This is a genomic window from Zhongshania sp. (assembly GCF_029212375.1).
GTDB lineage: Bacteria > Pseudomonadota > Gammaproteobacteria > Pseudomonadales > Spongiibacteraceae > Spongiibacter.
This window is the reverse complement of record NZ_JARGNU010000001.1, coordinates 65,590-91,401: the sequence shown is the minus strand read 5'-3', so window position 1 is coordinate 91,401 and position 25,812 is coordinate 65,590. Positions and strand designations below refer to the sequence as shown.

The 25,812-nt window shown below is 49.7% G+C and carries 23 protein-coding genes; 6 read left to right on the top strand and 17 right to left on the bottom strand.

Going from position 1 to position 25,812, the window contains the following annotated elements; all coding sequences use genetic code 11:
* Positions 1-5 precede the first annotated feature (5 nt).
* Positions 6-1,577, top strand: coding sequence for a long-chain-fatty-acid--CoA ligase (locus P1U47_RS00395; protein ID WP_301026527.1), 1,572 nt, complete (start codon positions 6-8; stop codon positions 1,575-1,577).
* A 77-nt stretch (positions 1,578-1,654) separates the two neighbouring features.
* Positions 1,655-2,887 carry a thiolase family protein gene (locus P1U47_RS00390; RefSeq protein ID WP_301026526.1) on the top strand — a complete coding sequence of 411 codons (1,233 nt, stop codon included), beginning with the start codon at positions 1,655-1,657 and terminating at the stop codon, positions 2,885-2,887.
* Between the two features lie 92 nt (positions 2,888-2,979).
* Here the strand turns inward: P1U47_RS00390 and P1U47_RS00385 are convergent, their stop codons facing one another.
* From P1U47_RS00385 to P1U47_RS00375, 3 genes are read right to left on the bottom strand one after another with little or no spacing between them, the layout of a single operon-like run.
* Positions 2,980-3,462, bottom strand: a complete 483-nt coding sequence (locus P1U47_RS00385; RefSeq protein ID WP_301026525.1) for a hypothetical protein — start codon at positions 3,460-3,462, stop codon at positions 2,980-2,982.
* Positions 3,462-4,616, bottom strand: coding sequence for a phosphotransferase family protein (locus tag P1U47_RS00380; RefSeq protein ID WP_301026524.1), 1,155 nt, complete (start codon positions 4,614-4,616; stop codon positions 3,462-3,464). The genes P1U47_RS00385 and P1U47_RS00380 overlap by 1 nt, the downstream gene beginning before the upstream one ends.
* Complete coding sequence (locus P1U47_RS00375) at positions 4,613-5,557, bottom strand: hypothetical protein (RefSeq protein WP_301026523.1); 945 nt, start codon at positions 5,555-5,557, stop codon at positions 4,613-4,615. Before P1U47_RS00375 ends, P1U47_RS00380 begins: the two co-directional genes overlap by 4 nt.
* Positions 5,558-5,748: 191 nt before the next feature.
* Here P1U47_RS00375 and P1U47_RS00370 point away from each other — a divergent pair, with 191 nt between their 5' ends.
* Positions 5,749-6,747, top strand: coding sequence for an NAD(P)-dependent alcohol dehydrogenase (locus P1U47_RS00370; RefSeq protein WP_301026522.1), 999 nt, complete (start codon positions 5,749-5,751; stop codon positions 6,745-6,747).
* A 105-nt stretch (positions 6,748-6,852) separates the two neighbouring features.
* On the opposite strand, the gene P1U47_RS00365 is transcribed toward P1U47_RS00370, so the two are convergent.
* Entirely contained in the window at positions 6,853-7,572 is a 720-nt protein-coding gene (locus P1U47_RS00365; protein WP_301026520.1) for a LuxR C-terminal-related transcriptional regulator, read from the bottom strand.
* A 261-nt stretch (positions 7,573-7,833) separates the two neighbouring features.
* Here P1U47_RS00365 and P1U47_RS00360 point away from each other — a divergent pair, with 261 nt between their 5' ends.
* From P1U47_RS00360 to P1U47_RS00350, 3 genes are all read left to right on the top strand, one after another.
* Positions 7,834-8,448, top strand: a complete 615-nt coding sequence (locus P1U47_RS00360; protein ID WP_301026519.1) for a TetR/AcrR family transcriptional regulator — start codon at positions 7,834-7,836, stop codon at positions 8,446-8,448.
* Between the two features lie 246 nt (positions 8,449-8,694).
* Positions 8,695-9,729: a hypothetical protein gene (locus tag P1U47_RS00355; protein ID WP_301026518.1), complete on the top strand. Its 1,035-nt coding sequence runs from the start codon at positions 8,695-8,697 to the stop codon at positions 9,727-9,729.
* 14 nt (positions 9,730-9,743) lie between these two features.
* Positions 9,744-10,934 (top strand): sulfotransferase, encoded by a 1,191-nt coding sequence (locus tag P1U47_RS00350; protein WP_301026516.1) that lies wholly within the window; start codon positions 9,744-9,746, stop codon positions 10,932-10,934.
* Here P1U47_RS00350 and P1U47_RS00345 read toward each other — a convergent pair.
* From P1U47_RS00345 to P1U47_RS00285, 13 genes are all read right to left on the bottom strand, one after another.
* A complete protein-coding gene (locus P1U47_RS00345) occupies positions 10,931-12,286 on the bottom strand; it encodes an FAD-dependent oxidoreductase (RefSeq protein ID WP_301026515.1) in 1,356 nt (451 codons plus the stop codon). The genes P1U47_RS00350 and P1U47_RS00345 overlap by 4 nt on opposite strands.
* A complete protein-coding gene (locus P1U47_RS00340) occupies positions 12,276-12,566 on the bottom strand; it encodes a ferredoxin family protein (RefSeq protein ID WP_301026514.1) in 291 nt (96 codons plus the stop codon). Before P1U47_RS00340 ends, P1U47_RS00345 begins: the two co-directional genes overlap by 11 nt.
* Entirely contained in the window at positions 12,563-14,761 is a 2,199-nt protein-coding gene (locus P1U47_RS00335) for a molybdopterin-dependent oxidoreductase (protein WP_301026513.1), read from the bottom strand. The genes P1U47_RS00340 and P1U47_RS00335 overlap by 4 nt, the downstream gene beginning before the upstream one ends.
* Before the next feature lie 155 nt (positions 14,762-14,916).
* Positions 14,917-15,591: a hypothetical protein gene (locus P1U47_RS00330; RefSeq protein WP_301026511.1), complete on the bottom strand. Its 675-nt coding sequence runs from the start codon at positions 15,589-15,591 to the stop codon at positions 14,917-14,919.
* A gap of 183 nt (positions 15,592-15,774) precedes the next feature.
* Complete coding sequence (locus P1U47_RS00325; protein WP_301026510.1) at positions 15,775-18,183, bottom strand: TonB-dependent receptor; 2,409 nt, start codon at positions 18,181-18,183, stop codon at positions 15,775-15,777.
* 266 nt (positions 18,184-18,449) lie between these two features.
* Positions 18,450-18,707 (bottom strand): cytochrome C oxidase subunit IV family protein, encoded by a 258-nt coding sequence (locus tag P1U47_RS00320; protein WP_301026509.1) that lies wholly within the window; start codon positions 18,705-18,707, stop codon positions 18,450-18,452.
* A gap of 2 nt (positions 18,708-18,709) precedes the next feature.
* Positions 18,710-19,291 carry a cytochrome c oxidase subunit 3 gene (locus tag P1U47_RS00315; protein WP_301026508.1) on the bottom strand — a complete coding sequence of 194 codons (582 nt, stop codon included), beginning with the start codon at positions 19,289-19,291 and terminating at the stop codon, positions 18,710-18,712.
* Positions 19,292-19,419: 128 nt separating this feature from the next.
* Positions 19,420-20,163, bottom strand: a complete 744-nt coding sequence (locus P1U47_RS00310) for a hypothetical protein (RefSeq protein ID WP_301026507.1) — start codon at positions 20,161-20,163, stop codon at positions 19,420-19,422.
* Between the two features lie 45 nt (positions 20,164-20,208).
* The gene (locus P1U47_RS00305) at positions 20,209-20,694 is read right to left on the bottom strand and encodes a MarR family transcriptional regulator (RefSeq protein ID WP_301026506.1); all 486 of its coding nucleotides are present in this window, start codon (positions 20,692-20,694) and stop codon (positions 20,209-20,211) included.
* Between the two features lie 543 nt (positions 20,695-21,237).
* Positions 21,238-23,148, bottom strand: coding sequence for an AMP-binding protein (locus P1U47_RS00300; RefSeq protein ID WP_301026505.1), 1,911 nt, complete (start codon positions 23,146-23,148; stop codon positions 21,238-21,240).
* 12 nt (positions 23,149-23,160) lie between these two features.
* Complete coding sequence (locus tag P1U47_RS00295; RefSeq protein WP_301026504.1) at positions 23,161-23,940, bottom strand: fumarylacetoacetate hydrolase family protein; 780 nt, start codon at positions 23,938-23,940, stop codon at positions 23,161-23,163.
* Between the two features lie 44 nt (positions 23,941-23,984).
* Positions 23,985-24,497, bottom strand: a complete 513-nt coding sequence (locus P1U47_RS00290) for an aromatic-ring-hydroxylating dioxygenase subunit beta (protein WP_301026503.1) — start codon at positions 24,495-24,497, stop codon at positions 23,985-23,987.
* Positions 24,490-25,758, bottom strand: coding sequence for an aromatic ring-hydroxylating dioxygenase subunit alpha (locus P1U47_RS00285; RefSeq protein ID WP_301026502.1), 1,269 nt, complete (start codon positions 25,756-25,758; stop codon positions 24,490-24,492). Before P1U47_RS00285 ends, P1U47_RS00290 begins: the two co-directional genes overlap by 8 nt.
* Positions 25,759-25,812 lie beyond the last annotated feature (54 nt).

Sequence of the window (25,812 nt, the reverse complement as noted above, 5' to 3'; positions counted from 1 at the left end):
ACAATATGTGGGCCTTTCCAGAAATTCGCAACGTTGCAGACATTGTTCGCTACAACGCCAAGTATTACCCCCAGCAAGCAGCCACTCAATTTATGGGTTACGCCCTAAGCTGGGCTGAATTTGATGAAAAATCCAGCAAAATGGCCAATGCCATGCTCGGCGCTGGCGTAGGCCAAGGCGACCGCGTGCTTTACTACGCAGGCAATGCTGACGACTACTTTCTTACCATCTACGCCTGCGCAAAAATTAATGCCGTGTTCATTCCAATGAACTGGCGCTTGTCTAGCACCGAAGCAGCCAGCATCATCCAAGATGCAAAGCCGGCACTGGCCATTGTCCAAAACAGCTTTAAAGACCTTTGGGAAAGCGCTCGTGGCATGGCCGATATCGACATTCCTGTTGTTGCAATGGTGGCTGGGCAGCGCGAGCAAAACCCGCTTTGGCAATGGTTTGATGGCGCCGACAGCAGCGACCCCGCAGCGTGGTGCGCCCTTGACGACACCACATGGCAAATCTACACCTCAGGCACCACCGGCATTCCCAAGGGCGTAGAATTTTGCCAAGCTGGCATTATGAATATGCGCCTGTGTGAACACCTTGAACCAGCGTATACATGGGGCGCTCAAGATCGCTTTCTGTTTTGCGTACCGAGCTTTCATTTACTTGGCCTTGGTCTGTCAATGCAAGCTATGTACAACGGTGCAACGATTGTTATCGCCACCCAGTTCGACCCTACCGAAGTATTGCAGCTAATCAATGAGCAAAAGCCAAGCTTAGCTGGTGTTGCTCCGGTTATGCTGCAAATGTTGCTAGACCACCCTCAAACCGGAAGCACAGATTTCAGCAGTCTGCGCGAAATCATGTATGCCGGCTCGGCCATATCGGTTGGACTGTTAAAGCGTGCAATGGAAAAGATCCCCTGCAAATTTATGCAGTTTTATGGATCAACCGAGTCTGGCGGTGCAATCACCTTGCTGCGCCCAGACGACCACGACCTCAATAACGAGCACCGCTTAACCTCCTGTGGCAAGCCCCTCCCGCTAATCGAAATAAATATTATTGACGCCGACGGCAATGCCTTGGGCGCCAATCAACCAGGGGAAATGCTCATTAAGCTACCATCGGTGGCAAGAGGTTACTGGCAAAAACCCGATGCTTGGCAGGAAGTGTTCAAAGATGGCTGGTATAAATCTGGCGATGTTGGCTACTTCGACGACGAAGGCTACTTCTATATTGTCGACCGTGCGAAGGACATGATTGTCACTGGCGGTGAAAACGTCTATTCCACCGAGGTTGAAAACTGCTTATCATTGCACCCCGACGTTGCCGGCGCTGCAGTTATTGGCATCCCGAGTGAAAAATGGGGGGAAGAAGTCAAAGCCCTAATCATTCGCCGCCCGCACACCGACCCTAGCGAAGCAGATATCATTGACTACTGCAAAGAGCGCTTAGCACGCTACAAATGCCCAAAATCAGTGGCCTTTGTCGACGACTTTCCGCGCACAGGTGCAGGCAAGGTGTCGAAAAAAGATTTACGGGCGCCGTACTGGAAAGATTCTGGGCGCAGTATCGGGTAGATCGGTAACTATACAGGAATTATTTTCCGTTTTTTGTTACGCTAGCTAACATTCAATAGACCAATCGGAGTTTTACAATGATCACAACCTACGATGACGCGTGGCTAATCGACGGCCGCCGCAGTGGCTTTGGTGCAGTAAATGGCACTATTTCTCATATCTCGGCAACCGATTTGGGTATTGCCGTAGTAAAAGGCTTTCTTGCCGAGAATAAGATCAACCCCCTAGACATCGACTGCCTGTTTGCCGCCAACCTCGCGCCCTCAGACTTTGACGCGGGCTATTTACCACGCCACATTGGCTTGTACTCTGGCCTTGCCCAAAGCGCGCCAGCGTTAATGCTACAGCGTCTTTGCGGTTCAGGTTTTGAGCTTATTGCCGCCGCTGCTGATTATCGTCAGCTGAACAAAGCAGAAGTTATGCTTTGCGTAGGTACTGAGTCAATGTCACGTATGCCCGTCGCCAGCTTCACCGGCCGCAGCGGCTTTAAACTGGGCCAAGTCGATTTCCGCGATTACCTACTTGAGTTGCTGTACGACGCCGCCGCAGAGATTCCAATGGGTATCACCGCCGAGAATCTCGCTAAACAGTATAATCTGAGCCGCCTAGAAGTAGACCAGTTCGCGATGACTAGCTTTGAGCGGGCGTTGGCTGCGCAAAAATCTGGCGTGCTCGCCGATGAAATACTCACACTGGTTAACCAAGCATTTGAATGCGAAGGCCTAAAAACCAAGCAATTTAAATTGCCACGTGGTGTTGAGAGCTTTGCAACAGACGAACATGTTCGCCCAACCACCTTAGACACCTTAGCTAAATTGCGCCCCTCCTTTACCAAGGACGGCGTACAAACTGGCGGCAACAGCTCTGGCATCGTTGACGGCGCCGCAGCTGCCTTGGTTTCCAGCAAAGCTTACGCAGATCGCAATGGCTTTAAACCCTTAGCCAAAATCAGAGCTGCTTCAGCCGCAGGTGTCGATCCCCACTACATGGGTATTGGCCCTGTTCCAGCGATCAAAGCTCTGCTAGAAGGCACTGGTTTAAGCGTTGACGATATCGGCTTGTTCGAAATTAACGAAGCGTTCTCGGCCCAATGCCTTGCAGTTGCACGCGAGCTAAATTTGGACGAGAACAAATTGAACGTCAACGGCGGCGCAACCGCTTACGGCCATCCTTTAGCAGCTACTGGTGTGCGCCTCACCACCACCGTTGCCAAAGAAATGAAACGTCGCGGTGTGAAATACGGCATTGCTTCGGCCTGTATTGGCGGTGGCCAAGGCAGCGCAATACTGCTGGAAAACCCAGACGCATAATCTATGCGGCACCCGCGGCAACGCGGCGGTGTATACCCAAAACGGCAGCCCTCGGGCTGCCGTTTTGCATTTTAATTACGCATGCCATACATCTACTCGGCCAGCAACTCGGCCACCGTCGGCAGCGCCTTAGGATTACCATCAAAACCCATTGGCAAAAACCACGCGCGCCCCATATGGGTATGATCTGCCGCGTATTGCATGGCAACCTTGCTGCTCTCGCGTTTAAACACCGCACTGGTGTCACTACTCGCCAGAATACGCTCAATATGGAAGCCTAGGGCGATCAGCTCTCCATTTTTACGTGCCGTATCGAGCGATGCCAGCAAATCCGCAATACTCGACTCTTCAGCGCCAAGCCTAAGCACCTCATCTGCCAAAGTAAGCAACAGCGCCTGGCAGTAATCATCAACCGCATGCTCGCGATTAGCCTGCTGCTGCAACGCCGCAAGATGACCTAACATTAGGCCCGCTTGCTCTTTAGCAAGGGGCTGATCATCGCGAATCGCGGGCATAATGGTGTCTTGCAGAGTACGCATCATGGTATCAATGCGCAGTGCGCTAGATGGATTCATTACTGAACCTCCTTAAGCAGGCTTAATAGTTCGGCGGAGAAGGAGTGCCCTGCAGCAGTAAGCCAACTCAGCAATACATCTTGATGACTGTGCTTACGACCAGCGGTTTGCGCCGCGGTGGCAAGGCAAATTGCCACACACTTGTACACGCTCAATACCTTATAGAAATGCAAAGTTTCGGCATCGACTATTCGCCCAGTCGCCGCGCTGTAGCGCTCACTCAGCGCCTCGGGCGTCATTAGACCCGACGCCATGATTTGACCATCTTCGGTCACGCCTTTGTGGCAAATAATCCACGCCAGATCTTCGTGGTAGTCGCCAATATGAGCCAGTTCCCAATCTAAAACCGTGCTAATTTCTTGGCTGTTTTCGTCGAATAAATAATTGCCGGTGCGGTAGTCGGCGTGCACCACCACCAATTCCCGCGCGCCGGGAAGATTGTCGCGCATCCAGCGCTCGGCCAAGCCCATCAGCGGCGAGCCTTCAATGGCATCGTCCCGCCATACACTGCTCCACCAATTTAATTGCCAGCGCGCAGCCTGCTGCGGGTCGGCATCCGGCACCTGAAACACCTCAGGTTTAAAATCCACGGCCACCCCATGCATGGCCACCAAGTAGTCAATAAATTGTACCGAGAGCCGCTCGCGAAACCGCTCAGGCAATAACGCACCCAAGCCCGACACATTACCACTGTCGCCACTGGGCTTGGTAACACCGCCAATAAAGCCGCAAATCAGTGCCGGCCGACACAGCTCAGCGCCCTCGATGTCTGCCCACAACACCGGCGGCACCGGCAATACACTCTGCATGCAGTTGAGCACTTCGTACTCTTTGCGGCGATCAGTCACCACCGCGCTTTCTAAGGGATCCATACGCAACACGCAGCGCTGGACAGGCTCGGCTTCAGAATGTAAATCAAAAACAAATTGTTCCTTAGACGCGCCGCCACCCATCCGGCGCAGACCTTTCACCTCGGCCCCAGCCAAACCTTGAGCGCGAATGAAAGCCTCTAACATAGGCAGCAGCTGCTCGGCGCTCAGCGACTGATAAACCCCTTGGGATTTATTGTTCGCAGCCTGCTGTAACATCGCCACCACGCTAGGTTCAATATCGCGACCCAACTCAAAGCTCGCCGCCACACTAGACAAGCTCATTTGGCCACCTCGGTTTTTGCTTTAACGTAATTAATCAGGCTATTAGTCCACATCACTTCGCAGCAGCCACCGCCGGGCTGGCCGTCGATAAAAGCGGAAATCGGCGATTCAAAAAGCGTAATCATCGGATCAGGTGAAAGATAAAAAGTCGCGAACGGAACCCCTTGAAAGCGAGTTGATCGCCCCGCGGTATCGACGATATCCGCGTTGACAACACGCGTGGTCATGTCGTCATTCATCTCAAAATCAATATCCACGTCAACCACTTGCGCGATATGGCCGTTCTTATCAACGTAGCCGCGAATCAGCGTTTGGCCCATGGACTCCAGCTTCCAAAAATGCACACTCAACTCTGGCCCCGCTTGGGCGTGTATCCATTTCCAATGCTGATTCACACCCCAATCACGGGTACCCCAAGAATGATCGCGCTGGGTGTAGCCGCGCAGCGTAATCTCTTTACCATTAAATCGAATCGAACCAGACTGGGTGCCCTGCTGCTCAAAGCGGTCATGAGCTATCCACTGGGGGCAACCGCCCTTATGAGAGCTATAAGCGTAAGCCGGTTGGCTAGCGGTGAAATGAAAATCGATTTCGAATTTATCAGATTGATAGCGAATGTGGGCAGTTTCTAGCAAGGTGCCCAAGCGCAGCTGCAAGCCCGCGACGCGCCAGTCAAAAAAATCCATTTCGGCGGGTACCACAATACCATCAAAACTTTCGATCAACGGCTCTGGCCCAATACCAGGGCCAAAAAGGGTTACCGCGCAACCCGCCTTGCCTTCGCCGTTAACCCAAGTGTAAACAATACCCGCCACACCCTCTTCCGGCAGCTGTAATAAATAGGCTAGCGACTCTCGTGCCAGCGGCCCACTGCCAAGTTTATGACGATTATCGTGAATAGGGTCGAGTGGCTTTATATCGGTGGTGTACGCGCGCTGCATGGGGTATCCCTTTTTTATTTACTTAATATCCTACTAAGCATAGCAACTAGGGAAAAACCGGCAATGGACCAATTTCAGCTAATGGGTGGAGCGGCTTAATAGCGTACAATTAGCGCCCCAAAATTAGCACCAAAGCTTAGCCGAAGGCCCTGCCATTATTCAGGCATAGCAAAAAACAAGGATCATTACCCATGAAAACCGCAGCCATTCACTTACCCGCCAGCCTTGATTCAATTGTCATTGAGCAGCGGACCGAGCCCAGCATTAAAGCAGGTAACGTGAAGGTGCGCTGGCACGCCCTGTCACTGAATTTCCACGACTATGCCGTTGCCAGCGGAATGATGCCAACTGAGCATGGCCGTATTCCGATGTCTGACGGCGCAGGTGAGATCATTGAAGTGGGTGACGGCGTAAGCGATTGGCAGTGCGGCGATCGCGTTATGAGCTCATTCTTCCCCGACTGGTACGACGGCGAGCCCAGCCTAGCAAACACCACCCGATTGGGTGGCGATTCCACCGACGGCTGTGCCACTGAAATCAGTATTGTAGAACCAAAAAGCGTAAGCCGTATTCCCAAAAACTACAGCTACACCGAAGCCGCAACGCTGCCCTGCGCGGCACTTACTGCATGGCGAGCCCTAGTTGAAGTTTGCGATATTAAAGCCGGTGACAGCGTGCTCATCGAAGGCACCGGCGGCGTTTCGATTTTCGCCGTTCAACTAGCCAAAGCATTTGGCGCAACCGTGTACGCGACAAGTTCTAGCGAGGAGAAAATGGAACGCCTTAAACAACTGGGCGCAGATCACCTTATAAATTACCGAAGCGACCCACACTGGGGAGAAACCATCTACCAGCTTAGCGGCGGCATCGACCACGTTCTTGACGTAGGCGGCAGCACTACCCTCGAGCAATCTATTAGCGCAGCTAAAGTAAATGGCAACCTGATACTCGTCGGCATTTTGGGTGGACTTGAAGCAAATATTAATCTCGCCCAGTTAATGCTCAAACAACTGCGTATTCGCCCCATCGCGGTCGGAAGTCGTGAAATGCAAACCAGAATGGTCGACTTTTTAGAAACCGCAGATTTCAAACCGATTATTGATTGCAGCTTTGACTTAGCGCAGTTGGCAGAAGCATTTGCTTACCAACTCTCTGGGCAGCATCTCGGCAAAATTTGCATAACCGTGTAAACCTCATCTCCGCCGAAATTAGCCATTAATATAGTCACCAATAACGACTAATGCCTAATTTCGGCAAGCGAGCCTACTCGTGCTACGCTAAAAATAAAAATCTCATTACACCAAACCTAACTGCTGCACAGTGGCAAGCAATGCCGTGCGATTGTGTACCGCAAACTTGCGAAACAGACGCTTAAAGTGATTTTCGACGGTGTATTCCGACAGCGACAACATCGCCGCGATTTGTTTATTGCCATAACCCACCTGCAGAGCCTTTATCACATCCCGCTCCCTTGACGTTAGTGCGAGCCCTGCGGCGGCACCAACAGGTTCAATAGTGAGCATGGGCGCGATCAGCGACGAGATTAATTCCGACGCTGCCTCTCCCACAAAATTATCCAAGTCGTCGATCACGCTGTGTGTGGCAGTTACTTCACCGTATTGCCGACCGCGATCTTGCCCCATTAGGCCGCCTACCAAGAAAATCTCAGGTGTATATGGATGTATCACCGACACAATATCGCGATATCCGACCCGATTAATATAGTTCCAATAACTGTCGCCTTGGTTATCATTGCCTTCAAGCTGGCCGCGATCCAATACCGTTGCCTGAGTATTCGCGCCTTGCTGCTTTATATGATTCAAAAATGGATCATGTGCCCACAAGCGCTGACTGTAGACTGTTTTAATCTGTGCGCTCATGCCGTAGTGGCAAAAAAAATGAACACCCGCTTGCGCTGGCCGCGCCGAGAACAGAAACAGGCAAAAATTATTTGCCCCAGAGCGACCCATAATATCTTGTGCGAATTGATGCTGATGGCTAGAAAATGCGTTCATGACTATTATTTTATTACCTAGCTAACAATTAGCATTCAGTGTAGTTTCATTTTAAACTAGTCGTCAACTACTAGCGTAACCTGTCAATAACGCGCCAAAAGCCCCCAAGGTCACCCCCTAGCGCGCACCCACCCAGTAGCACTACTATTTTTAGTATACTGTGCCATCCAGAGCGACTACTGGCTTAAACAACGTGGGTTTGACAACAATTAGGGTTTATAAAAAAATGCAGCCTTTAGCAGTATGGCGAGGACACCAATCTTGACCGCAATCCCCAAAAAAGCGAGGGTTCCGCAAACACAGCGCACCGCCATCATGCGCTATCGTTTGGCCAAAGCCGCTTTCGACGTTATCAAAGATGTTGGCTTTGCCAATTTCCGCACCTCAGCAGTATCCAAGCAAGCCGGCGTTTCTCAGGGCGCGCAATTACACCACTACCCCACCAAAAATGACCTGACTTTGGCGGCAATGCAGTATGCTTACGAGCAATCCTATAGCATTTTTACCCGCAATATCGCCGCTTTTAAGCCCAATGACGATCCCATTGACGCCGCAATGAAAGACGCTGAAGACTTTTTTATGTCTGACTATTTCATGGTTGCACTGGATATTTTAATGGCCGGCGGCAAAAATGAAGAATTGCGCGGGCAACAGATCCAGCTTGCCGTAAGCAGCCGCTCACTAGTCGAAAAAGCCTGGATCGACAAGCTAGTCGATCTCGGCTGGGAAAAGGAACTTGCCGAGGACATCCTCAATATCAGCTTTTGTCTGGTTAGAGGCTATGTGGTTAAAATGCTCATCAGCGAAAATCCCAAGCAATATCGGCGCTTGGTACAACGTTGGAAAAGTATGGTTAGCGCCACGGTCAAGATCTAGCCAAGGCCGCTTACAGGCGGTATCCACTTAATACTGCCTGTAAGCGGCACTCGCTACAAAACCTAGAATAGCGATAAGCAAGAACATTGCTGCCCCGCCACAAAATCCGCTTTTAAGCCCCAGCTCTCACCAATGTAGCTCTTGACCCCAATCTGTTCTTGTGATGAAAATACGCTATCGAACAATAATAGCCAAAAGCGATTAGCAGGGTTTTGCTAATCAGCGCACTGGCAAAGGGATTTCGCCGTGACCACGCCCAAACAACCACCGCCCCGTATCGTTATTTACGGCACCGGCCAGTACGGCTGCCATATTGCCAAACTCGCGACTGAACGCGGCTGGCCCATAGTGGCCGCCTTTAATCGAGCCGGCCATAAAGTAGGCCAAGACCTCGGCCCTGTGGCGGGTTTAGGTCGCGAGCTCGGTGTTATTATTCAAGACTGCGACACCGCTAGCTACGCTGATCTCGATGCGGATATTGGTATTGTCACCGTCAGCAATTTACTCAGCGTTAATTTTAGCGCTCATCAACGCCTACTTGGCGCCGGTATAAATGTGTTGTGCCACGGTTCTGAATCCTACTACCCCTACGGTTGCGACCCCACTATCGCCGCCCGTCTCAACACCTTGGCAAAGCAAAACAAGGTGAGCTTTAGCGGCGGCGGTATCTGGGATATGTCGCGTATTTGGAGTGGTATTTTACTGCTCGGCCCCTGCACCCAAATAAAGTCGCTTGAGCACAGCAGTATTACCGACGTATACGGCCAAGTTAGTAGCTTTGAGCAAGCCGCCTTTGTCGGCATCGGCATTAGCGAAGCCACGTTCTATGAACGGGGCCTGCACAAAGCCCCTTTCGGCAACTCTTACAAAACTATTTGCGAGCATGTGCTTAGCGCCGTTGGCTACACCGTTAGCCGCAGCGAAGTCAGCATAGCGCCGGTACTGTATGACAGGCCGATCACCAACCCGTGGAGCAACGAGGCAATCCCCGCCGGTACATCGGTAGGCACCCGAATTTCTGGCACCACGCATACCGAAGAGGGTGTTAGCGCCCATTTCAATATTGAACTGCGGTTATTCAAAGATGGCGAGGAAGAGCATGTCTATTGGGCGGTAGACGGCAGTCCCCGCAATGAACTTCGCAACAATCGCAAAGACAGCGACCTGACCACCGCGGGCTGCCTGTTCAACCGTATTCCCGATGTCATAAACGCCAAGCCAGGTATTGTATTGATCTCAGAAATGGGGCCGCTGCGCAGCAGTGCACCCCACCAACAATAATAAGGAAGTTGCCAATGACTACTCACTACCCCATTCCCTTGAGCATGAATGAGTTACTGGTCGAGGCACGGCGCCTCAGCGGTATTGATATTATCGACACCGAGGTACGTGAACCACTCGAGGTACTGCTTTACTCCCTCAATACCGAAAGCCGCTTACACCAAACTGGCGCCCTCGCCATGCAAGGCAAATTATTACGCCTATTATGCAATCGGCTGCGAATGATGCGCGACTTTGCCGCCCACCCAGAAATTGCCGATCAAAAAATTAACAATCCGCTTTTTGTCTTAGGCATGGCTCGCAGCGGCACCACTAAAACTCATCGCGTGTTATCCAGTACCGGCGATTTTAACTACATGCCTTACTGGCAGGTACAGTATCCCGCCTTGTTTAGCGGCGACCCCAGCGAATCACCCCAGCCGAGAATAGACGCCGCCGACAGTTACCTCCATTGGCTAGATCAAGCCGCGCCAGAGAGCAAAACCGGCCACAGCTTCGAGACCTTTGCCGCCGAGGAGGACTCGCTGCTTACCGAGCAGTGTTTTGTGGCGCCGTCATTCTTTGCCTACTCAGAAGTACCCAGCTATATGGCGTGGTTTATGGCACTGGGCAGCCAGGGCATGATTCGCAATTTTGAGTTTCTAAAAGACGTATTGAAATACCTGCAATGGCAGGGGCTGGCAAGCCCCGACAAACCTTGGGGATTAAAGGCACCGACCTACTACGGATTTGAACCGGAGTTACTGAGCGTGTTTCCCGATGCGAAGCTCGTCATGACCCACCGCACACCATTAGCCACCGTGCCGTCGATTTGTAAATTATTAGAATATTTTCACATGCCCTTTGACGATGCGCGGGTAGACCCTATTGGTCTGCAAGGGAATTTAGCTGAACTGCTAAAGCTCCATCTACACAACCGTACAGAGCATGCCAACATCACCATATTGGACATCCCCTTTGAAGACGTGGTGCAAGACACTGGCGCCGTTATTGAAGAAATCTACCGTTTCGCTGGTATAAGTTTTACTGACGCTACGCAACAAAAAGTGCACAGCTGGAACGACAACAACCCCATCCACAGCAAGGGTAAATTTAAATATTCGCTTGAAGAATTTGGCCTCACTAAAGATGCTATCGAAGGTGATATGGCGGGCTATATCGCGTTTATAAACGCCTTAAAGGCCCGCCGTGGAGAACAAGCCTAGCCCGCAGTGACTAAACCAAGCATAGCGCCGGTCGCCGTCATTTTAAGGCGGGGCCGGCCTTGTGCTCGGCCATCAGACTGCTCCTGCCTGTCTATTTTCTGCCAGCCAGAAAAACCAAGCGTGACACTCACCCGCGCATTGATTGCCTCAAGTACTTGCGCCGCCGACAGCGTTCCTTCCATAGGCAATAAATTACTGTCGACATCGACCATCACCGCCGTCACAGCATCGCGCGCGCATTTTTTATTGCTACCAATAATGCCTTTAGGGCCGCGCTTGATCCAACCCGTTACATAAGCGCCAGCAATCGCAATGCCATTATCAACAATGCGCGAGTCACAACTGGGGATAACACCTCGCACGTCATCAAAAGGCAGGCCATCAATTGCCAAACCGCGATAGCCAATCGCCGCCAGCACCAAGCCGGCGTTTAACACCTGCTCAGACTGATCACGCCTATCTACAACGTTAATTTGTGCAACTTGCCCCCCACCAACAATGGCGGTTGGCGCGGCATTAAAGCGAAATACAATTCTACGGCTACCCTGAGATTTTTCCTTGCACAGCTTCGCTAAGGCGGCCACTTTTAATTGGGTTTCATAGTCCGCGTTTTCTGGAGTCAAGGATAAATCAGCGCCCTCAACACTTATCGCGGTATCGGCAAGCTCACCAAGCTCCATTAACTCGGGATAGTTAAATGCGGCGTGCTCCGGCCCGCGACGGCCAAGAATGACAATTTCCTTGAGCTGACTTTTGCCAAGTGCGTCCAGCGCATGGCTGGCAATATCGGTATTATGCAAAGCGCTAATGGGCGAAAATAAAATTCTGGCCACATCCATCGCCACATTGCCATTGCCAACCAGCACCGCGCGCTCGCAACGTAAATCAAACTGTAAATCACTAAAGTCGGGGTGGCCGTTATACCAGCTCACAAACGCACGAGCTGAATCACTGCCGCGCAGATCTTCACCCGTAATACCCAAGCGACGCTCATCGTCTGCGCCCACGGCGTAAATAACGCCGTCGTACCACTGGCTTAAATCTGCGGGACTAACATCCCTACCCACCTGCACATTGCCAATAAACCGAAAGCCCTGGCGCCTAGCAATACTGTCGTAAATCGCGGCCATGCGCTTTTTATCGGGGTGATCCGGCGCAACGCCAGAGCGAATTAAGCCCCAAGGGGTAGGCAGCCGTTCAAGCACGTCCACCTCAACGGGGCGCCGAACAATTTGGTTTAAACCACCATTAATAAAGGTGCCGCCAGGGCCTTCCAATAAATGCCCAGCGGCATACATTCCCGCTGGGCCGCTGCCCACAATAGCAATGCGTAGGGGGCGTTCACTTATCATGACGAACCTCCGCAACGGTTTGAGTATGGGATTGAAAGTGCGCGGCGTTAATGCCGATATAATCCAGCCATTTTTCTGGGAGCTGGTCTTCGGCGAATATCGCGTTTACAGGGCAAGCCTCTCTACAAGCATCGCAATCGACACACAGCACAGGGTTGATATAGAGCTGCGTTGCTGCGTCAAACCCAGAATCATCAGGCATAGGGCTAATACAGTCCACAGGACACACTTCAACGCATGAATAATCTGCCACACAGGGCGCGGTAATCACATAGCTCATGACGCCATCTCCACCACATCGCGCAGAGAACGAATGCGCACGCTAATCCCATTAACCGTGGCATTGCCACTGGGCAAGTCTGCCGAGTCTGCACGATTAGTGGTAAGTTGATTGTAGCCAGCACCGCCCACCGCAACTGCTCGCTGCCAGCCGCCCTCGTGACCCCAGCCATGAGGGAGCGCCAAGCTACCGGGCATCATCTCGTCGCTAATACGCGCTTCCGGCACCCGAATTTGCCCATAGGGCGAACTTATTTCGACTGGATCGCCCTCTTCGATACCATAGCGCGCGGCGTCCCTGGGGTGAATACGCAAACGCTGAACACGGTCGGCCACCACCAATTTTGAAATATTGTGCAGCCAGGTATTTTGCGAACGCAGCTCCCGCTGGCTAATAAGGCTTAGCGGATAGTTTTCATCCTGCGCAAAAGAGCTCGCCAATAAGCGCGTCATTTCAGTTCTAAACACACCATGATCAAGATTGACTTTTTTGTCTTTGGTAAACATCCGCTTTTTCAGAATACCGGTGGGCAATCCATCGGCAAGTTTAATTGCGCCGTCGTTGCCTAGCAGCTTTTTGCGACTCAAACCTGAGGGTCGCAAGCCAAACCAATCCCCCTCCGGCCCAGTGCGCAAGCCCACGTCCATCAAAAATGCGGGGCTGGGTCTAAGCCCTAATTTACCCAATAGCTGAGCACCGGGAAAATCTGCCGGCACAATACCAATGCGCTTAGATATTTCATCCATAATCCACGCGTCATCGCGAACATCGCCCCGCGCTTTTAGAGTAGGGCCCACCCATTGAGCGTGGGGTACACCAGAATGCGATTGGGTAAAAATAGGAAAGCCTTCGCGCTCTAACCACGTGGTTGGCGGTAAAATATAATCCGCCATACGGCTGGTTTCAGTAATATAAATATCTTGGGAAATGAGTAAATCGAGCTGTTTAAAGGCATCTCGCAACTCCCCAGCAGCCGGGCTACTGGTGGCCGGATTCGCGCCAATGACCATCATTGCCCGCAACTGCCCTTTGCCTGGGGTGGTAATTTCACGAGGAATACTTACCACCGGCGCCGTGCCTGCCACTTCGGGAAAGCCATCCACCCGAGTGCGCCAGCGATCATAACCCGTTGATTTCAACTGATGCATCAGCGCTTCTAGGTCAATAAATGGCCGAGCAAAACACCAGCCGCCCTCGCGATCTAAATTGCCGGTGGCGATATTAAGCACATCAAGTAGATATTTGCTTAAGGTGGCAAATGGCCCAATTGACATACCGCAGCGCCCGTAAGCACAGGCCGAAGGGGCGGCAGCAAAATCCCTCGCCAATTGCTGGATTTCAGCAACAGGGATTCCTGCTGCATCGGACGCTTGCGCCAATGAAACCGGCGCTAACAAATCCGCTATAATTCCAGAACCCGAAGTTTGGCGCTGTAATGCAGCGAGGTCTGCTAAACCTTCATCAAAAATAACCTTTAACATAGCCGCGAGCAACCAAGCATCACCATTGGGGCGAATAGGTAGATGCTCGAAAAGTTCTGCGGTTTCTGAGCGCCGTGGGTCAATAACCACCACCCTACCGCCCCGCGCTGTTACACCAAGCATGGTGTCTCGGAAGCGACCAATATTCGCCATACTGCCATGAGACACCGCGGGGTTAGCGCCAATGCACAACATAAAATCGGTGCGGGCTATATCGGGTACTGGGTTTAAAAAATTACTGCCATAAAGCAATTGACTGACCAGCCAATAACCATTGATGTCGATAGAGGCGGCACTGTACAAATGCTTGGTTTTTAAAGCCCCCGCCATGCCAAACAAATTGAGAAAGGCACCGAAGTTCCAAGCAACAGAATTGCCTTGATACAAGCCAATAGATTCACGGCCATGCACTTTAATAATGGCATTTAAGCGCTCGCCAATTTCGTCTAGCGCCTGCTCCCAAGAGACCGCAACAAAAGAACCATCATCGGTTCTCTTTAAAGGACGCAATACGCGATCGCTATCGTCCCGAACCGCACCAAAGGCAAGACCTTTAGAGCAAGCAAAACCTTTTGAATTTGGGTGGTCAGGATCAGGCCGGAGTTTTATGAGTTCGTCATTTTGAATGGTGGCCACTAAACCACAGGAGGACTCACACACGCCACAAAATATTTTTTTATCAGTTGGTGGGGACGATGATTTTGTATTATTCATTATTGGAGTAATCATATAAATAACCTGAAGTCCGTTACGGGTGATCTACTATGCATGAAATTAGGGGTATAAAAAAAGCGTATACTTTTTAAAGTGCACGCTTTTTAGAGTAACGAGTTATTAAGGCAGTTCACAAGTCAAAACTGCCATAACAATTACAAGCCGCCTAAAACCGGAATTCCCTCTGCATAGCCCAAACCAAGGGGCGCAGTAACAAGTGGTATATCGGGCAGATCGCCTAAAATACCAAACTGGGTAAGAATAGTGCCATTACCCAAAAGATATTCAACAATGTTCGAGGGATCGTTTACCACTACGTCAATCACCGGCACAAGACTATATAAAGCACCCACACCCAGATTACCGCCGATACCAGCAACCGTACCGAAAGACTGCAATGGATTAAGCTGAGTTACCAGTCCAACTACACCAGAAACCCCTCCCGCATTTCGGCCTAAACTACGCGGTAAATCCGCAAGCAGCCCAGGAACAATATTTGGCACCGCTGCGACATCTATTATGCCGTCCAAGCCTGGTAATTCAGGCACAACGCCGTCTAGATTGCCCATAAGAGGGAGCCCATCTAACGAACCTAACACCGGAATGCCACCTCCGCCAAGTGAGCCCAAAACTGGAATACCACCATCTAGTGAACCCAACACTGGGATACCACCCCCGCTCAGTGAGCCGAGCACGGGAATACCACCGCCCCCTAAACCACCAGAAAGAATACCAACAACTGGCAAGCCCCCAATTTGTGCAGTTGCAGCACCGGCATATAAACCGGAGACCGCAAGTAAAGTAGACACTACCAAAGATTTTATTTTCATTTCATACTCCTAAAAGTAATTTATTTCGTCAAACAAGCAAAGACTGGCATAGCAAAGTTACACTTATGAAAGACTGGATTCTGTGAAACCCTTATCATCTAACACTATTACTATGCCAATATATGTCATTAAACCTAAACTCGCGCAAATAAAAGCCAAGACGTTTTTACCAATGACATTCTATTAGTAGAACATCTGGTCAAAATTCCACTTCACTCGCATACCCATCAAGCGCGGTGGCGCCAATACAACGGTGCGGCCAAAGTCTTGCTGTAATATTGTGCCAAAATACTCTTCATCTAATGCATTGTTTACAAAAGCTGTTAGCTGCAGGCCATAGGGATCATAAAAATAGCTTAGCCGTGCATTCCAAAGACCGTAAGCTTCCTGTTCAAAGAATGGCGAGTTTTGTGGTGTAGTGTTGTAACCACCGTTGTAATAGTAGTCAACACCCACTTCAAGATCGCCAGCGTCACCCAAGCTAATCCGCTGGTTCGCCGCTAGCGTGTAACTAATGTCTGGGGTACGCACTACATCGTTGCCGGAAAAGTCCCGCGCGGTGTCGCCAACAAGGCTGTCTGGTCCAAAATACAAGCCGGAGTCATCGTCAAAGCCTGCACCATTGGTGTACTCGGTATATTTAGCATCTAAAAGCGTTACCGAGCCAGTAACGGCTAGACCAGGGTTGATATCTGACATAGGCTGCCACTGGAAGTCCATTTCAGCACCCTCGATATCAGATTGCCCAGCATTCTGAAAACGCACAATGCCGCCGGACGTCAACGATACAATAGCGGTTAACACATCTTTAATTCTGGTTTTGAAAATAGCCGCATTTAAACGCAAGGTATCGTCAAGCAAATCAGTTTTAATACCAAGCTCAACTGCCGTTGCGGTTTCTTTGCCTACTAGATCTGGATCAGAAAAGAAGTTAATGGTGTTATATGTTGGACTTTTAAAACCTTGCGAAGCCGACGCATAAATTTGGGTCGATTCATTCGGCAAATACTGCACCGCTATCCGCGGCGACATCGTAATCTCTTTAACATCCGGAACGCTAAAGGTACTAACTCGCTGGTTATTTTCCCGACTTCTGCTGCGGTAGTAAGGATCATTCTGGTCACCACTGGTTCCCAGCACAACGTCAAGAAACGAATCACGAATACCACGGGTTTCAGACTGGTAGCGCGCGCCAAGGGTCAGATTCCATTCTTCGTTAAACGTATACGTACCTTGGAAGAACGCCGAATTTGAGTCGGTATATAACACTGAGCCCGCCTCAAGCGTCACATTAAGCGCAGGATCAGACAGTATTCCATTTAGGAGCGGAACAGCGGCCACCAAAGAATCAATCGGCAAGATATTTTCCGCAAAACCGCCACCACCCACGGTAAAGAACAGGCTATCGAAGCCGCCTTCCGCTTCAAGCCTATATAAACCCGTTACCCATTCAAACTTATCGCTGCCTGGAGTCTCTGAATTCGAGGTAAACTGGAGTTCGAAGGTCTTCTGCTCGTTAAACTGGCCATCGAAGGTAAAGAAGGTTACCTGATTATTTTCGGTTGAATCATAATCATACGCAGCAAAGGGTATTTCGATAGAGTTGTCTGCATAGATAAACTTCATATCTATCGGACCTGGGCTCCATTCCAAAACGGCAGCATACATAGCATTTTCGGTTTCGTTACCGCCTTGAACGTCATTGTGCCAATTACGATCGGCCGTATCGGGTTCATAGGCGCCAGTAACAAGGCCAGACGGGCGGGTATTTTCGTTAACCAACGAGTTACCGTTAAACTGATGAATATAAGACCCTATTAGCGTTGCGCTAAAGGTATCGCTTATATCCCAGCGCAACTTCAAACGACCACCTTTGGTGAAGTCTTTACGCTCAGGCGCTGGAACCCCAACATCGGTGGTGTTCTTGCCCATGATCATTGGCAATTCTTCAAAGTAGGCAAAGGTAAAGCCCACATCTTCCGTAATAGGGCTACCCACATATAAGCTATACGATTTTTTGTCTACTGTTTGATCGATACTATCTAAATCGTAAACGCCGTATTCCGCGTTAATCGAGCCTACGAATTCTTCTGGTGGATTTGCAGTAACAATATTGATCGCGCCACCGGTGGAGTTCCGACCAAACAGTGTGCCTTGCGGGCCTTTTAATACCTCGACCCGTTCAACTGGACCTAAGGTGTCATTTTTACCTTGGCTAGACGGAATATTGATACCATCAATGTAGGTTGCAACACTTGGATCAGCCGAGGGCAGGAATGCATCGGTACCGACACCACGCAAATAAATCAAGGTGTAACCGTAGGTAAACGTAAACGTTAAACCTGGGGTTATACGTGCTAAATCTGCGGTACTTTCAATACCAAACGCGTCCAATTTTTCGGCACTAAAAGCAGAAATACTAATAGGTACATCTTGCGAGTTTTCCTCACGCTTCTGAGCAGTAACCGTAACCTCTTCAAGTAATCTATTACTGCTTTTTTTAACCGCTGGCGCAGGTGTATTCACATCTTGCGCGTACGAAAAGCCACTACTCAACAGGGAAGCCCCAACAAGGGCTACAATCTTCTTCATATATAAATCCTCTCTAGAACCCCAAGATTATTTTTATAACTACTTCGCAAAACCATATTTCGCAAACTAACTAATTTCAATATAATTTACCACGAAACTATGTATTTGCAAGCACTAGGTTACTGATTGGTAATTTTGAACAACAACAAAGCAGTTAAGCTCATGGGATACTCTGCACAATTCACAGAAATTTCCACAGGCGCGCATCAATACACTTTTACTTTTATTATATAAGTACTACAAATCAATGAGTTACGCAGGATTCATTACATTAACTCGGCTATCAGCATAGACAGACAAACCACCGCCAACCAGCCGTTCATCATGTATTTCCATGGCCCAGGCATTGCCTCTATCTCCATAAAAGAGCTCATAACCGCCTTAACCTTGACCGTAGAGATCAAAATTATCACTACCGATGCAATCACATAGCCATGAAATTCTTCAAATGTGAACCACGACACAATCGTTGCCAGCAACAAACCCATGGCGACCAGATTTTTATTATCGCGAAACAGCGCCATATTCACGCTCCCAAAAAATAGATTAGCGGAAAAATAAATATCCACAGCAAGTCAACCATATGCCAATAAACGCCACCACTTTCAACGGCAGCAATATTGTTAGCGCTATACTTACCTCGCCGAGTGTTTATAAAAAGTACCAGCAAAATCACCATACCACCGACCACATGCGCCAAATGAATACCGGTAATAATGTAATAAAACATAAAGAAATCATTGCTCAGAATGGTCACGCCATCTTGAATTTTCGCGCTGTATTCCATCGCCTTATTTACAATAAAAACTGCACCACAACAAAATGCTGACGCAAGAAATACAGCGCAAGCCTGCTGAGCATTTCGTTTAAGTGCTTTTACCGCCAGCACCACAAACCAAGAACTAAGCAAGAGTATGAGTGTATTAATTGCACCCAAGGTTTGATTTAGCTTCGCTTGCGAAGCTATATACACTGTAGGATCAGCATTACGCTCCATCAAGTAGGTGATGAAGAACAAGGCGAACATACACATATCAGCAAAAATAAATATTAAGATGCCTTCTTCTACAGCCGGCGCTCTTTCTTTTTCAATAGTAGAAACGCTCACGCACTACTCCCTTTATTTAAGATCAAGGATCCCGATCAGCCACGAACGGATATTTATTCTAATCAGCAGCTGATCGGTAGCTCGGAAAACTCTTTAAATTAATAGAATTACCGAGCCAGCAGATTTTACTACGCGCGAGACAAACTCGGGCTAGTTACAGCAGCACCTTCACTTGCTTTTATACGGCGGTTCACTTCTTTGATCATGTAAGTACTGGCAATTGTGTACCAGCCAAGCCAGCAAGCGTAAGGAATGTAGTAACTCAGTATACCGTCCCAAGCAAAGGGGCCGGTCTTAAGAACCCCCGTCAAACTCGCAGGCAGGAAGCTAAGACCGCACCAGATGGTGACGTAACATGCCCATCTTGGAAAAAGTGGTACTTCACGCTTATCGGCCAAGCCAACCAAGGCCGCTGCAATCATCTGCAAGGTGGTACAGGCGTATTGAAGGTCAATACACAACCAACCTAAATCCGTTAGCATTTGTGTGGTAGCTGGGTCTTGATCGGGACGAAATGCCGCCGCCACCCAGAAAAACGCGCTAAAAGAAACCACCATCACGGTTAAGCCACCGCCAAGTAACTGGAGGTAGGCCATTACTGGGAAACGACCTTCTATACGTGCCATTTGGGTGCTGAGTAAGGCGGTCCATGGCAGGTAAAAAACCACAATAATCATCGAGATAATAAATCCAAGCCGAATAGAGCCAAGATTTTCTGCATAGCGCGCTTGCAGTGCGTCAGCCGTTAAGGCCGGTGAAGGGTTAGGGAAATTCTGCCCAAGAATAACCCAAAAAATAATAAAGCTAATTAAGAAGGCTGGGCCGCACCATGCGCTAATTAATTCATGCCGAAAGGCGGTTTTCTCATCCATCGCTCTATACCTCGCTTGTTGTAATAACACCAAGCTCAGCTCTTTCTAGCGAAACTTGGCCTCATCAAAAGACACAATTGCCTTTCGTAATAATCGATCTAACTCTGCCTGCTCATCAGCATCGAGCCCTGAAAAGGCATTATTCACTGGGCCTGCAACACTCGGGGTGGCCTTGCTAACCACCTGCCTACCGAGTTTAGTAATCGCGACTACCGCGCGACGGCCGTCTAATTTTCCCGCCTCTTTGCAAACGTAACCGGCCTTTTCTAGGGTAACGATGACCTTTGACATATTCGGACGACTCGTACCCACCAGTTCACTCAGCTCACTAGGAGACGCTCGGCCTTTGTCACTCGCAACCAGAACACACAAAGCATGGTAGCTGTGTTCAGTCAGGCCAAGCTCACTAAATACCCCCGTAAAGTAATCACCCAGCCCATAGGCGGCGATTCTTACTAAACGCACCAGTATTGTCTGTTGCTTGGGCAACTCAGGCAGTGCTTTTGTCAGCGGCTCAGTCGTACGCTCCACTGACCGCAGCCTATCTATTCCTCTCACCAACGCGCTCCCAATTCCAATTCTTCGCTGTTTAGCAAACTGGTAATGGTATTGGGGAAATCACAATGCCGTCAAGCCAAGATAACTATAGACTCACACTGATATTTTAGGCGTGTAACGTAAAACAACACCTTCAAATTCAGCCATTTAATTAAAAAAGACCACCTCCAAACACCAAGGCGGCCGAACCGTCAGCAAGGGTGAGTGCTTGACGAAAAACTTAATACAAAAATTCATACTCAATTACTCATCTTGGCATCGCCTAGCGCCGCTCTTATAGTTTATAAGTAATTTACTGAGAAACTATTTTTGTACTATTTCACGCCTATGTCAAGCCCCTTACCAAAAACGATATTATTCGTAACGACACTGAGCCTAGCTTGCCAAGGAAATTGACCTCGACAAACAAGACTCTAGGGCCGCTGACCACGACTTTATGCCCTAATACCGGCATTATGCATAAAAACTAACTGCATTAACGCCGGTTATTACTGCACCTATTTCACTGTTCAGTAATCAAACAAACATCGTATGCCAGTAGTACTCCGGAAAATCATCGTCACTGCCTTCCGGTATCGACAAGCCTAACGCTAAACTGATTTCATCAAGAATTGCTGGATCGTCGATGGTCGCCGGAATTTTAAAGGCATCGCCGTTAACCATTTTTTGCAAAGTGGCGCGCAATATCTTGCCAGACCGTGTTTTAGGCAAACGCTTTACAACAACCGCACGTTTAAAGCAGGCCACAGGACCAATTTGGTCGCGCACCATGGCAACTGCCTCTTTCTCCACATCCTCTGCTGTTCGCGCTAAACCGGCGTTCAATACCAATAAGCCCACCGGCACTTGGCCTTTCATAGGGTCATTCACACCAAATACCGCGCATTCTGCCACGTCGCGGTGGGCCGCGAGCACTTCTTCCATGCGGCCTGTCGAAAGACGATGGCCAGCTACATTAATCACGTCATCGGTGCGACTCATAATGAACACATAACCGTCTTCATCGATATAGCCTGCGTCACCGGCGTTGTAAAAGCCGGGATAGTGACTCAGGTATTTATCGATAAAGCCCTGATCGTTTTTCCATAAGCTCGGCAATGTCCCTGGCGGCAGCGGTAGGCGAATCGCCAGCGCGCCCATCTCACCTGCTGGCAAAGTGTCACCCGCTTCGTCGAGTACCACTACATCAAAACCCGGCACACACTTGCCCGATGAACCGTATTTAACGGGGAATAAGCCACGGCCAGCGCAATTAGCCACTGCAGGCCAACCTAATTCGGTCTGCCACCAATGGTCAATTACAGGAATATTCAGCTGCTTTTCAGCCCATTGAATAGTATCGGGATCAGCTCGCTCCCCCGCCAAAAACAGGTTTTGCAAACTGGAAAGATCAAAGTCTTCTGGGCCGTGGCCCTCGGGATCTTGTTGTTTAATGGCGCGAATCGCTGTGGGCGCGGTAAACATTGCCTTCACTTTATGGCGTTCAATCAAGCGCCAGTAGCTAAACGCGTCTGGCGTGCCCACCGGCTTGCCTTCAAACATCAGCGCAGTTGCGCCGCGAATAAGCGGGCCGTAAACAATATAAGAGTGGCCCACTACCCAGCCAATATCCGAGGCCGCCCAAAACACGTCACCGGGATCGATTCCGTAGATGTTTTCCAAGCTCCAGTCCATCGCAACCAAATGACTACCGTTGTCGCGAATAACACCCTTGGGGTTACCGGTGGTGCCGGAGGTATAAATAATATACAGCGGATCAGTGGCCTGCAGCACAGCGCACTCTGCAGGCGCTGCATTGTTTTCACAATCGTGCCAATCCAAATCCCGACCGGCCTTCATATCCGCCTGCAACTGTGGTCGCTGCAGGATGATGCATTTTTCTGGCGGATGCTTACAGTATTCAATAGCCTCGTCTAACAGCGGTTTGTAAGCAATTAGGCGAGTTGGCTCGATGCCGCAAGACGCCGAAATCACCAGCTTGGCTTCGCAGTCATCGATACGCGAGGCCAATTCATTAGCGGCAAAGCCCCCAAACACCACGGAATGAACAGCGCCAATGCGCGCACAGGCCTGCATCGCCACGGCGGCCTCTGGCACCATAGGCATATAAATAACGACGCGGTCGCCTTTTTCTATGCCAAGGGCTTTTAATGCGCCAGCAAAATGCTCTACTCGCTTTAGCAATTGCGCGTAACTAATGTGCTCCACACAATCGGTAACTGGGCTGTCGTAAATCAGTGCGGTTTGATCGCCGCGACCGGCCGCCACATGCCGATCTAGACAGTTATAACTGGTATTACACTGGCCGTCGCTAAACCAGCGGTATAGCGGTGCCCGACTGTCATCGAGGGTAATCGTAGGTGAATGAAACCAATCAATAGCTTTGGCTGCCTTTTCCCAAAGCGCAATATTTTCCTGCATATTCATTATTATTCTCCCTTACTCAAAAACAACCGCCAGCGAACCGACCCCCGAAATTTCCAGCGACATTTCATCGCCCGCCTTTATCGGTTCCAGTGGCACCAATGACCCCGATAAAATGATGTCGCCGGCAAGTAGGCTAATGCCGTATTCACCCAAGGTATTGGCCAGCCACGCCACACAGGTAAGTGGGTTACCCAGGGCCGCGGCGCCAAGGCCTTCACTAAGCAGCTTGCCATTTTTGTAGACTTTCATCTCTAACGCTGGCAGATCAAGTTGGCGCGGGTCGATTTTATTGGCCTCACTCACCACAAAACTTCCACATGAGGCGTTGTCGGCCACGGTGTCTTGAATTTTGATTGCCCAATTCGCAATGCGCGAATCTACAATTTCGAAACAGGGCATAATGTAGTCGGTCGCCGCCAACACCTGCGCCTCAGTAACTCCTGGACCGGTTAAATCACTTTTTAAACAAAAAGCAATTTCGCCTTCAGCCTTGGGCGCGATCATACCTGTTAGCGACAAGCGCTCACTGAACTGCATTTTGTCAGTAAGAAAACCAAAATCTGGCTGCCTAACATTGAGCATGTTTTGCACGGCTTCACTGGTGACGCCAATTTTTTTACCAATCAAGCGCTCGCCATCGGCCTCGCGCATTGCCAGCATATTCAAAGACACCTTGTAAGCATCGTCGATAGTGATTGCCGGAAAACGTTCGGTTAATGGCGACACCGCCACGCCTGTGCGCAGCGCTTGATACAACTCATCACTTATTTTTTTTAACGCTTGCTGTTCCATTATGTATTTCCGTTTTGCTTTTTCGTTTTGAGTATGCAGGCTGATTACAGGATGATGCTGATCTTGGCCTGGGGACGAAGCCCGTCTAGGGCAAGATTGCAAGTCTTACTCGCAATCTTCAAATCGCCGTCACGCTCTTCCAGCACATAGCGATAATTGCCCACAAACACATCGCTGTGCCCATTCTTGGTTCGGTAAACAAGAAACGCCGCTGAGACCAAAACGCGGCCCTGCTCGTCTTCGCCGAGGAGCAAAATATTGCTTACTAAATGCTGGACCTTAGAGCGCGGAAATTCCGCGTGACAGGTTTTCTTCTCCAAGCGGATTACCCGCTCCTGCAAACGTCCACGGTTGTCGGCAATGTAGTACAAATGTTTGGTTGGATCGGCCTCATCGGCAGCCACATCGGTGGGCGGTACAAAATAACTACCATCCTCTGTAAATAAATCTAACCAAGTATCAAGTTGCCAACTATCGATCAGACTCGCTTCATAGTTTAGAAATTGCTGCACTTGAAAAAAGCGCATTAAATTAGCTTGGGATGCAATATTATTCATGGCCGACACCCTCCTCGGTACTCAGTCTGCGATTCCACTCTCGCCAAAATGCGCGCATTTGCAACTCGTCGTCAAAGGACGCTTGTTTGGCTTTCATGCCCTTAGAAATGTCATTCCACGGCGCATTGGCCGCCGCTTGGAAACCGCGCTGGCAATGCTCCAAGGCCTCAACGTCGTCGGGGGTTGCAAAACCACCTGGGCCAATAAACTCAAGGAAATTAGACAGGCGATATTCGCGACGCCATTCACTTTCGTCCGCCACCCCAAGTGCAAAGCCATTAATCATCATCTCATCAGGCGCGGTGGGGTAAAAAGTCCGTACCGTGATCGCCATAATGTCGTTAATAACCAAGTTAGGGAAAATAATCATATTGCGATTCAGCGTCGCCATTTGCTTGGCTTTATCTTCGCCAAGACGCTCGACAAGTTCGGCGTATACCTGATCTAATTCTTCTTTCCCCTTCTCGCCCCACATGGGAATCCATTGAGCGATAGGCCGCCCCCAAGGCGCGCTGTATTCAATCACCGCATGACCATTGCCCAAGTCGTAGCCTTTACCGGCAAGCCTTGTTGCCGACAAGCTGCCATTGGTATTCATTAAATAATCAAGATACGTTGCGTGGGTTGATTCAGCGTGATAACCATCTACGCTGTTTTCCACCAGTAATTTCCAATTGGCGCGAATCGAGTATTCTTGCGTGCCGCCAACAATTTCCATGCCGGCAGACGATTGATTGGCAACGATATCAAGATAGTCTTTAGCGCCCGCCAAATAATCAGGCAGCGGCTCAATATCTTGCTTAAAGCTTATAAAATAGAATCCGGCATACTGATCTAGGCGCGGCAGTGAGCGCAAATTGCAATTGCCCTCGTCTTTAAAATCTTTGGCGTAAGCAGGCTCGCCAGAAAGGTGAGCGATCTCGCCGGTATTTTTAAATACCCAGCCGTGATACATACACTGAAAACTTTTGGCTTTACCCTTTTTCTCACGGCAAACGGTGGCGCCACGATGGGGGCAAACATTAAAGAAGGCACGAATTTCATTGTCGCGACCGCGCACAAACAACAGGTTTTGATTTGCTACCGTGCGGCTAACAAAATCACCTGGCTCGCGCAGTTCAGACTCATGCCCGAGGTACAGCCAGCAATTTTGAAAAATTTTATCGCGCTCTTGTTCAAAAATGGCTTGGCTAGTAAAACTGCGCCTTGCCACTTTAAATTGGCCACGTTCAAGATCGTCAATAATTAGCGGATCACTCATGACTCTTCATCCTCTTTTTATGTTTGTGTATGCATTTATATGGAATTTTAAGCT

Coding starts and splice junctions, on each gene's coding strand:
- P1U47_RS00395 (WP_301026527.1), top strand. CDS start 6: ATGTGGGCCTTTCCAGAAATTCGCAACGTTGCAGACATTGTTCGCTAC.
- P1U47_RS00390 (WP_301026526.1), top strand. CDS start 1,655: ATGATCACAACCTACGATGACGCGTGGCTAATCGACGGCCGCCGCAGT.
- P1U47_RS00385 (WP_301026525.1), bottom strand. CDS start 3,462: ATGAATCCATCTAGCGCACTGCGCATTGATACCATGATGCGTACTCTG.
- P1U47_RS00380 (WP_301026524.1), bottom strand. CDS start 4,616: ATGAGCTTGTCTAGTGTGGCGGCGAGCTTTGAGTTGGGTCGCGATATT.
- P1U47_RS00375 (WP_301026523.1), bottom strand. CDS start 5,557: ATGCAGCGCGCGTACACCACCGATATAAAGCCACTCGACCCTATTCAC.
- P1U47_RS00370 (WP_301026522.1), top strand. CDS start 5,749: ATGAAAACCGCAGCCATTCACTTACCCGCCAGCCTTGATTCAATTGTC.
- P1U47_RS00365 (WP_301026520.1), bottom strand. CDS start 7,572: ATGAACGCATTTTCTAGCCATCAGCATCAATTCGCACAAGATATTATG.
- P1U47_RS00350 (WP_301026516.1), top strand. CDS start 9,744: ATGACTACTCACTACCCCATTCCCTTGAGCATGAATGAGTTACTGGTC.
- P1U47_RS00345 (WP_301026515.1), bottom strand. CDS start 12,286: ATGATAAGTGAACGCCCCCTACGCATTGCTATTGTGGGCAGCGGCCCA.
- P1U47_RS00340 (WP_301026514.1), bottom strand. CDS start 12,566: ATGAGCTATGTGATTACCGCGCCCTGTGTGGCAGATTATTCATGCGTT.
- P1U47_RS00335 (WP_301026513.1), bottom strand. CDS start 14,761: ATGAATAATACAAAATCATCGTCCCCACCAACTGATAAAAAAATATTT.
- P1U47_RS00330 (WP_301026511.1), bottom strand. CDS start 15,591: ATGAAAATAAAATCTTTGGTAGTGTCTACTTTACTTGCGGTCTCCGGT.
- P1U47_RS00325 (WP_301026510.1), bottom strand. CDS start 18,183: ATGAAGAAGATTGTAGCCCTTGTTGGGGCTTCCCTGTTGAGTAGTGGC.
- P1U47_RS00320 (WP_301026509.1), bottom strand. CDS start 18,707: ATGGCGCTGTTTCGCGATAATAAAAATCTGGTCGCCATGGGTTTGTTG.
- P1U47_RS00310 (WP_301026507.1), bottom strand. CDS start 20,163: ATGGATGAGAAAACCGCCTTTCGGCATGAATTAATTAGCGCATGGTGC.
- P1U47_RS00300 (WP_301026505.1), bottom strand. CDS start 23,148: ATGAATATGCAGGAAAATATTGCGCTTTGGGAAAAGGCAGCCAAAGCT.
- P1U47_RS00295 (WP_301026504.1), bottom strand. CDS start 23,940: ATGGAACAGCAAGCGTTAAAAAAAATAAGTGATGAGTTGTATCAAGCG.
- P1U47_RS00290 (WP_301026503.1), bottom strand. CDS start 24,497: ATGAATAATATTGCATCCCAAGCTAATTTAATGCGCTTTTTTCAAGTG.
- P1U47_RS00285 (WP_301026502.1), bottom strand. CDS start 25,758: ATGAGTGATCCGCTAATTATTGACGATCTTGAACGTGGCCAATTTAAA.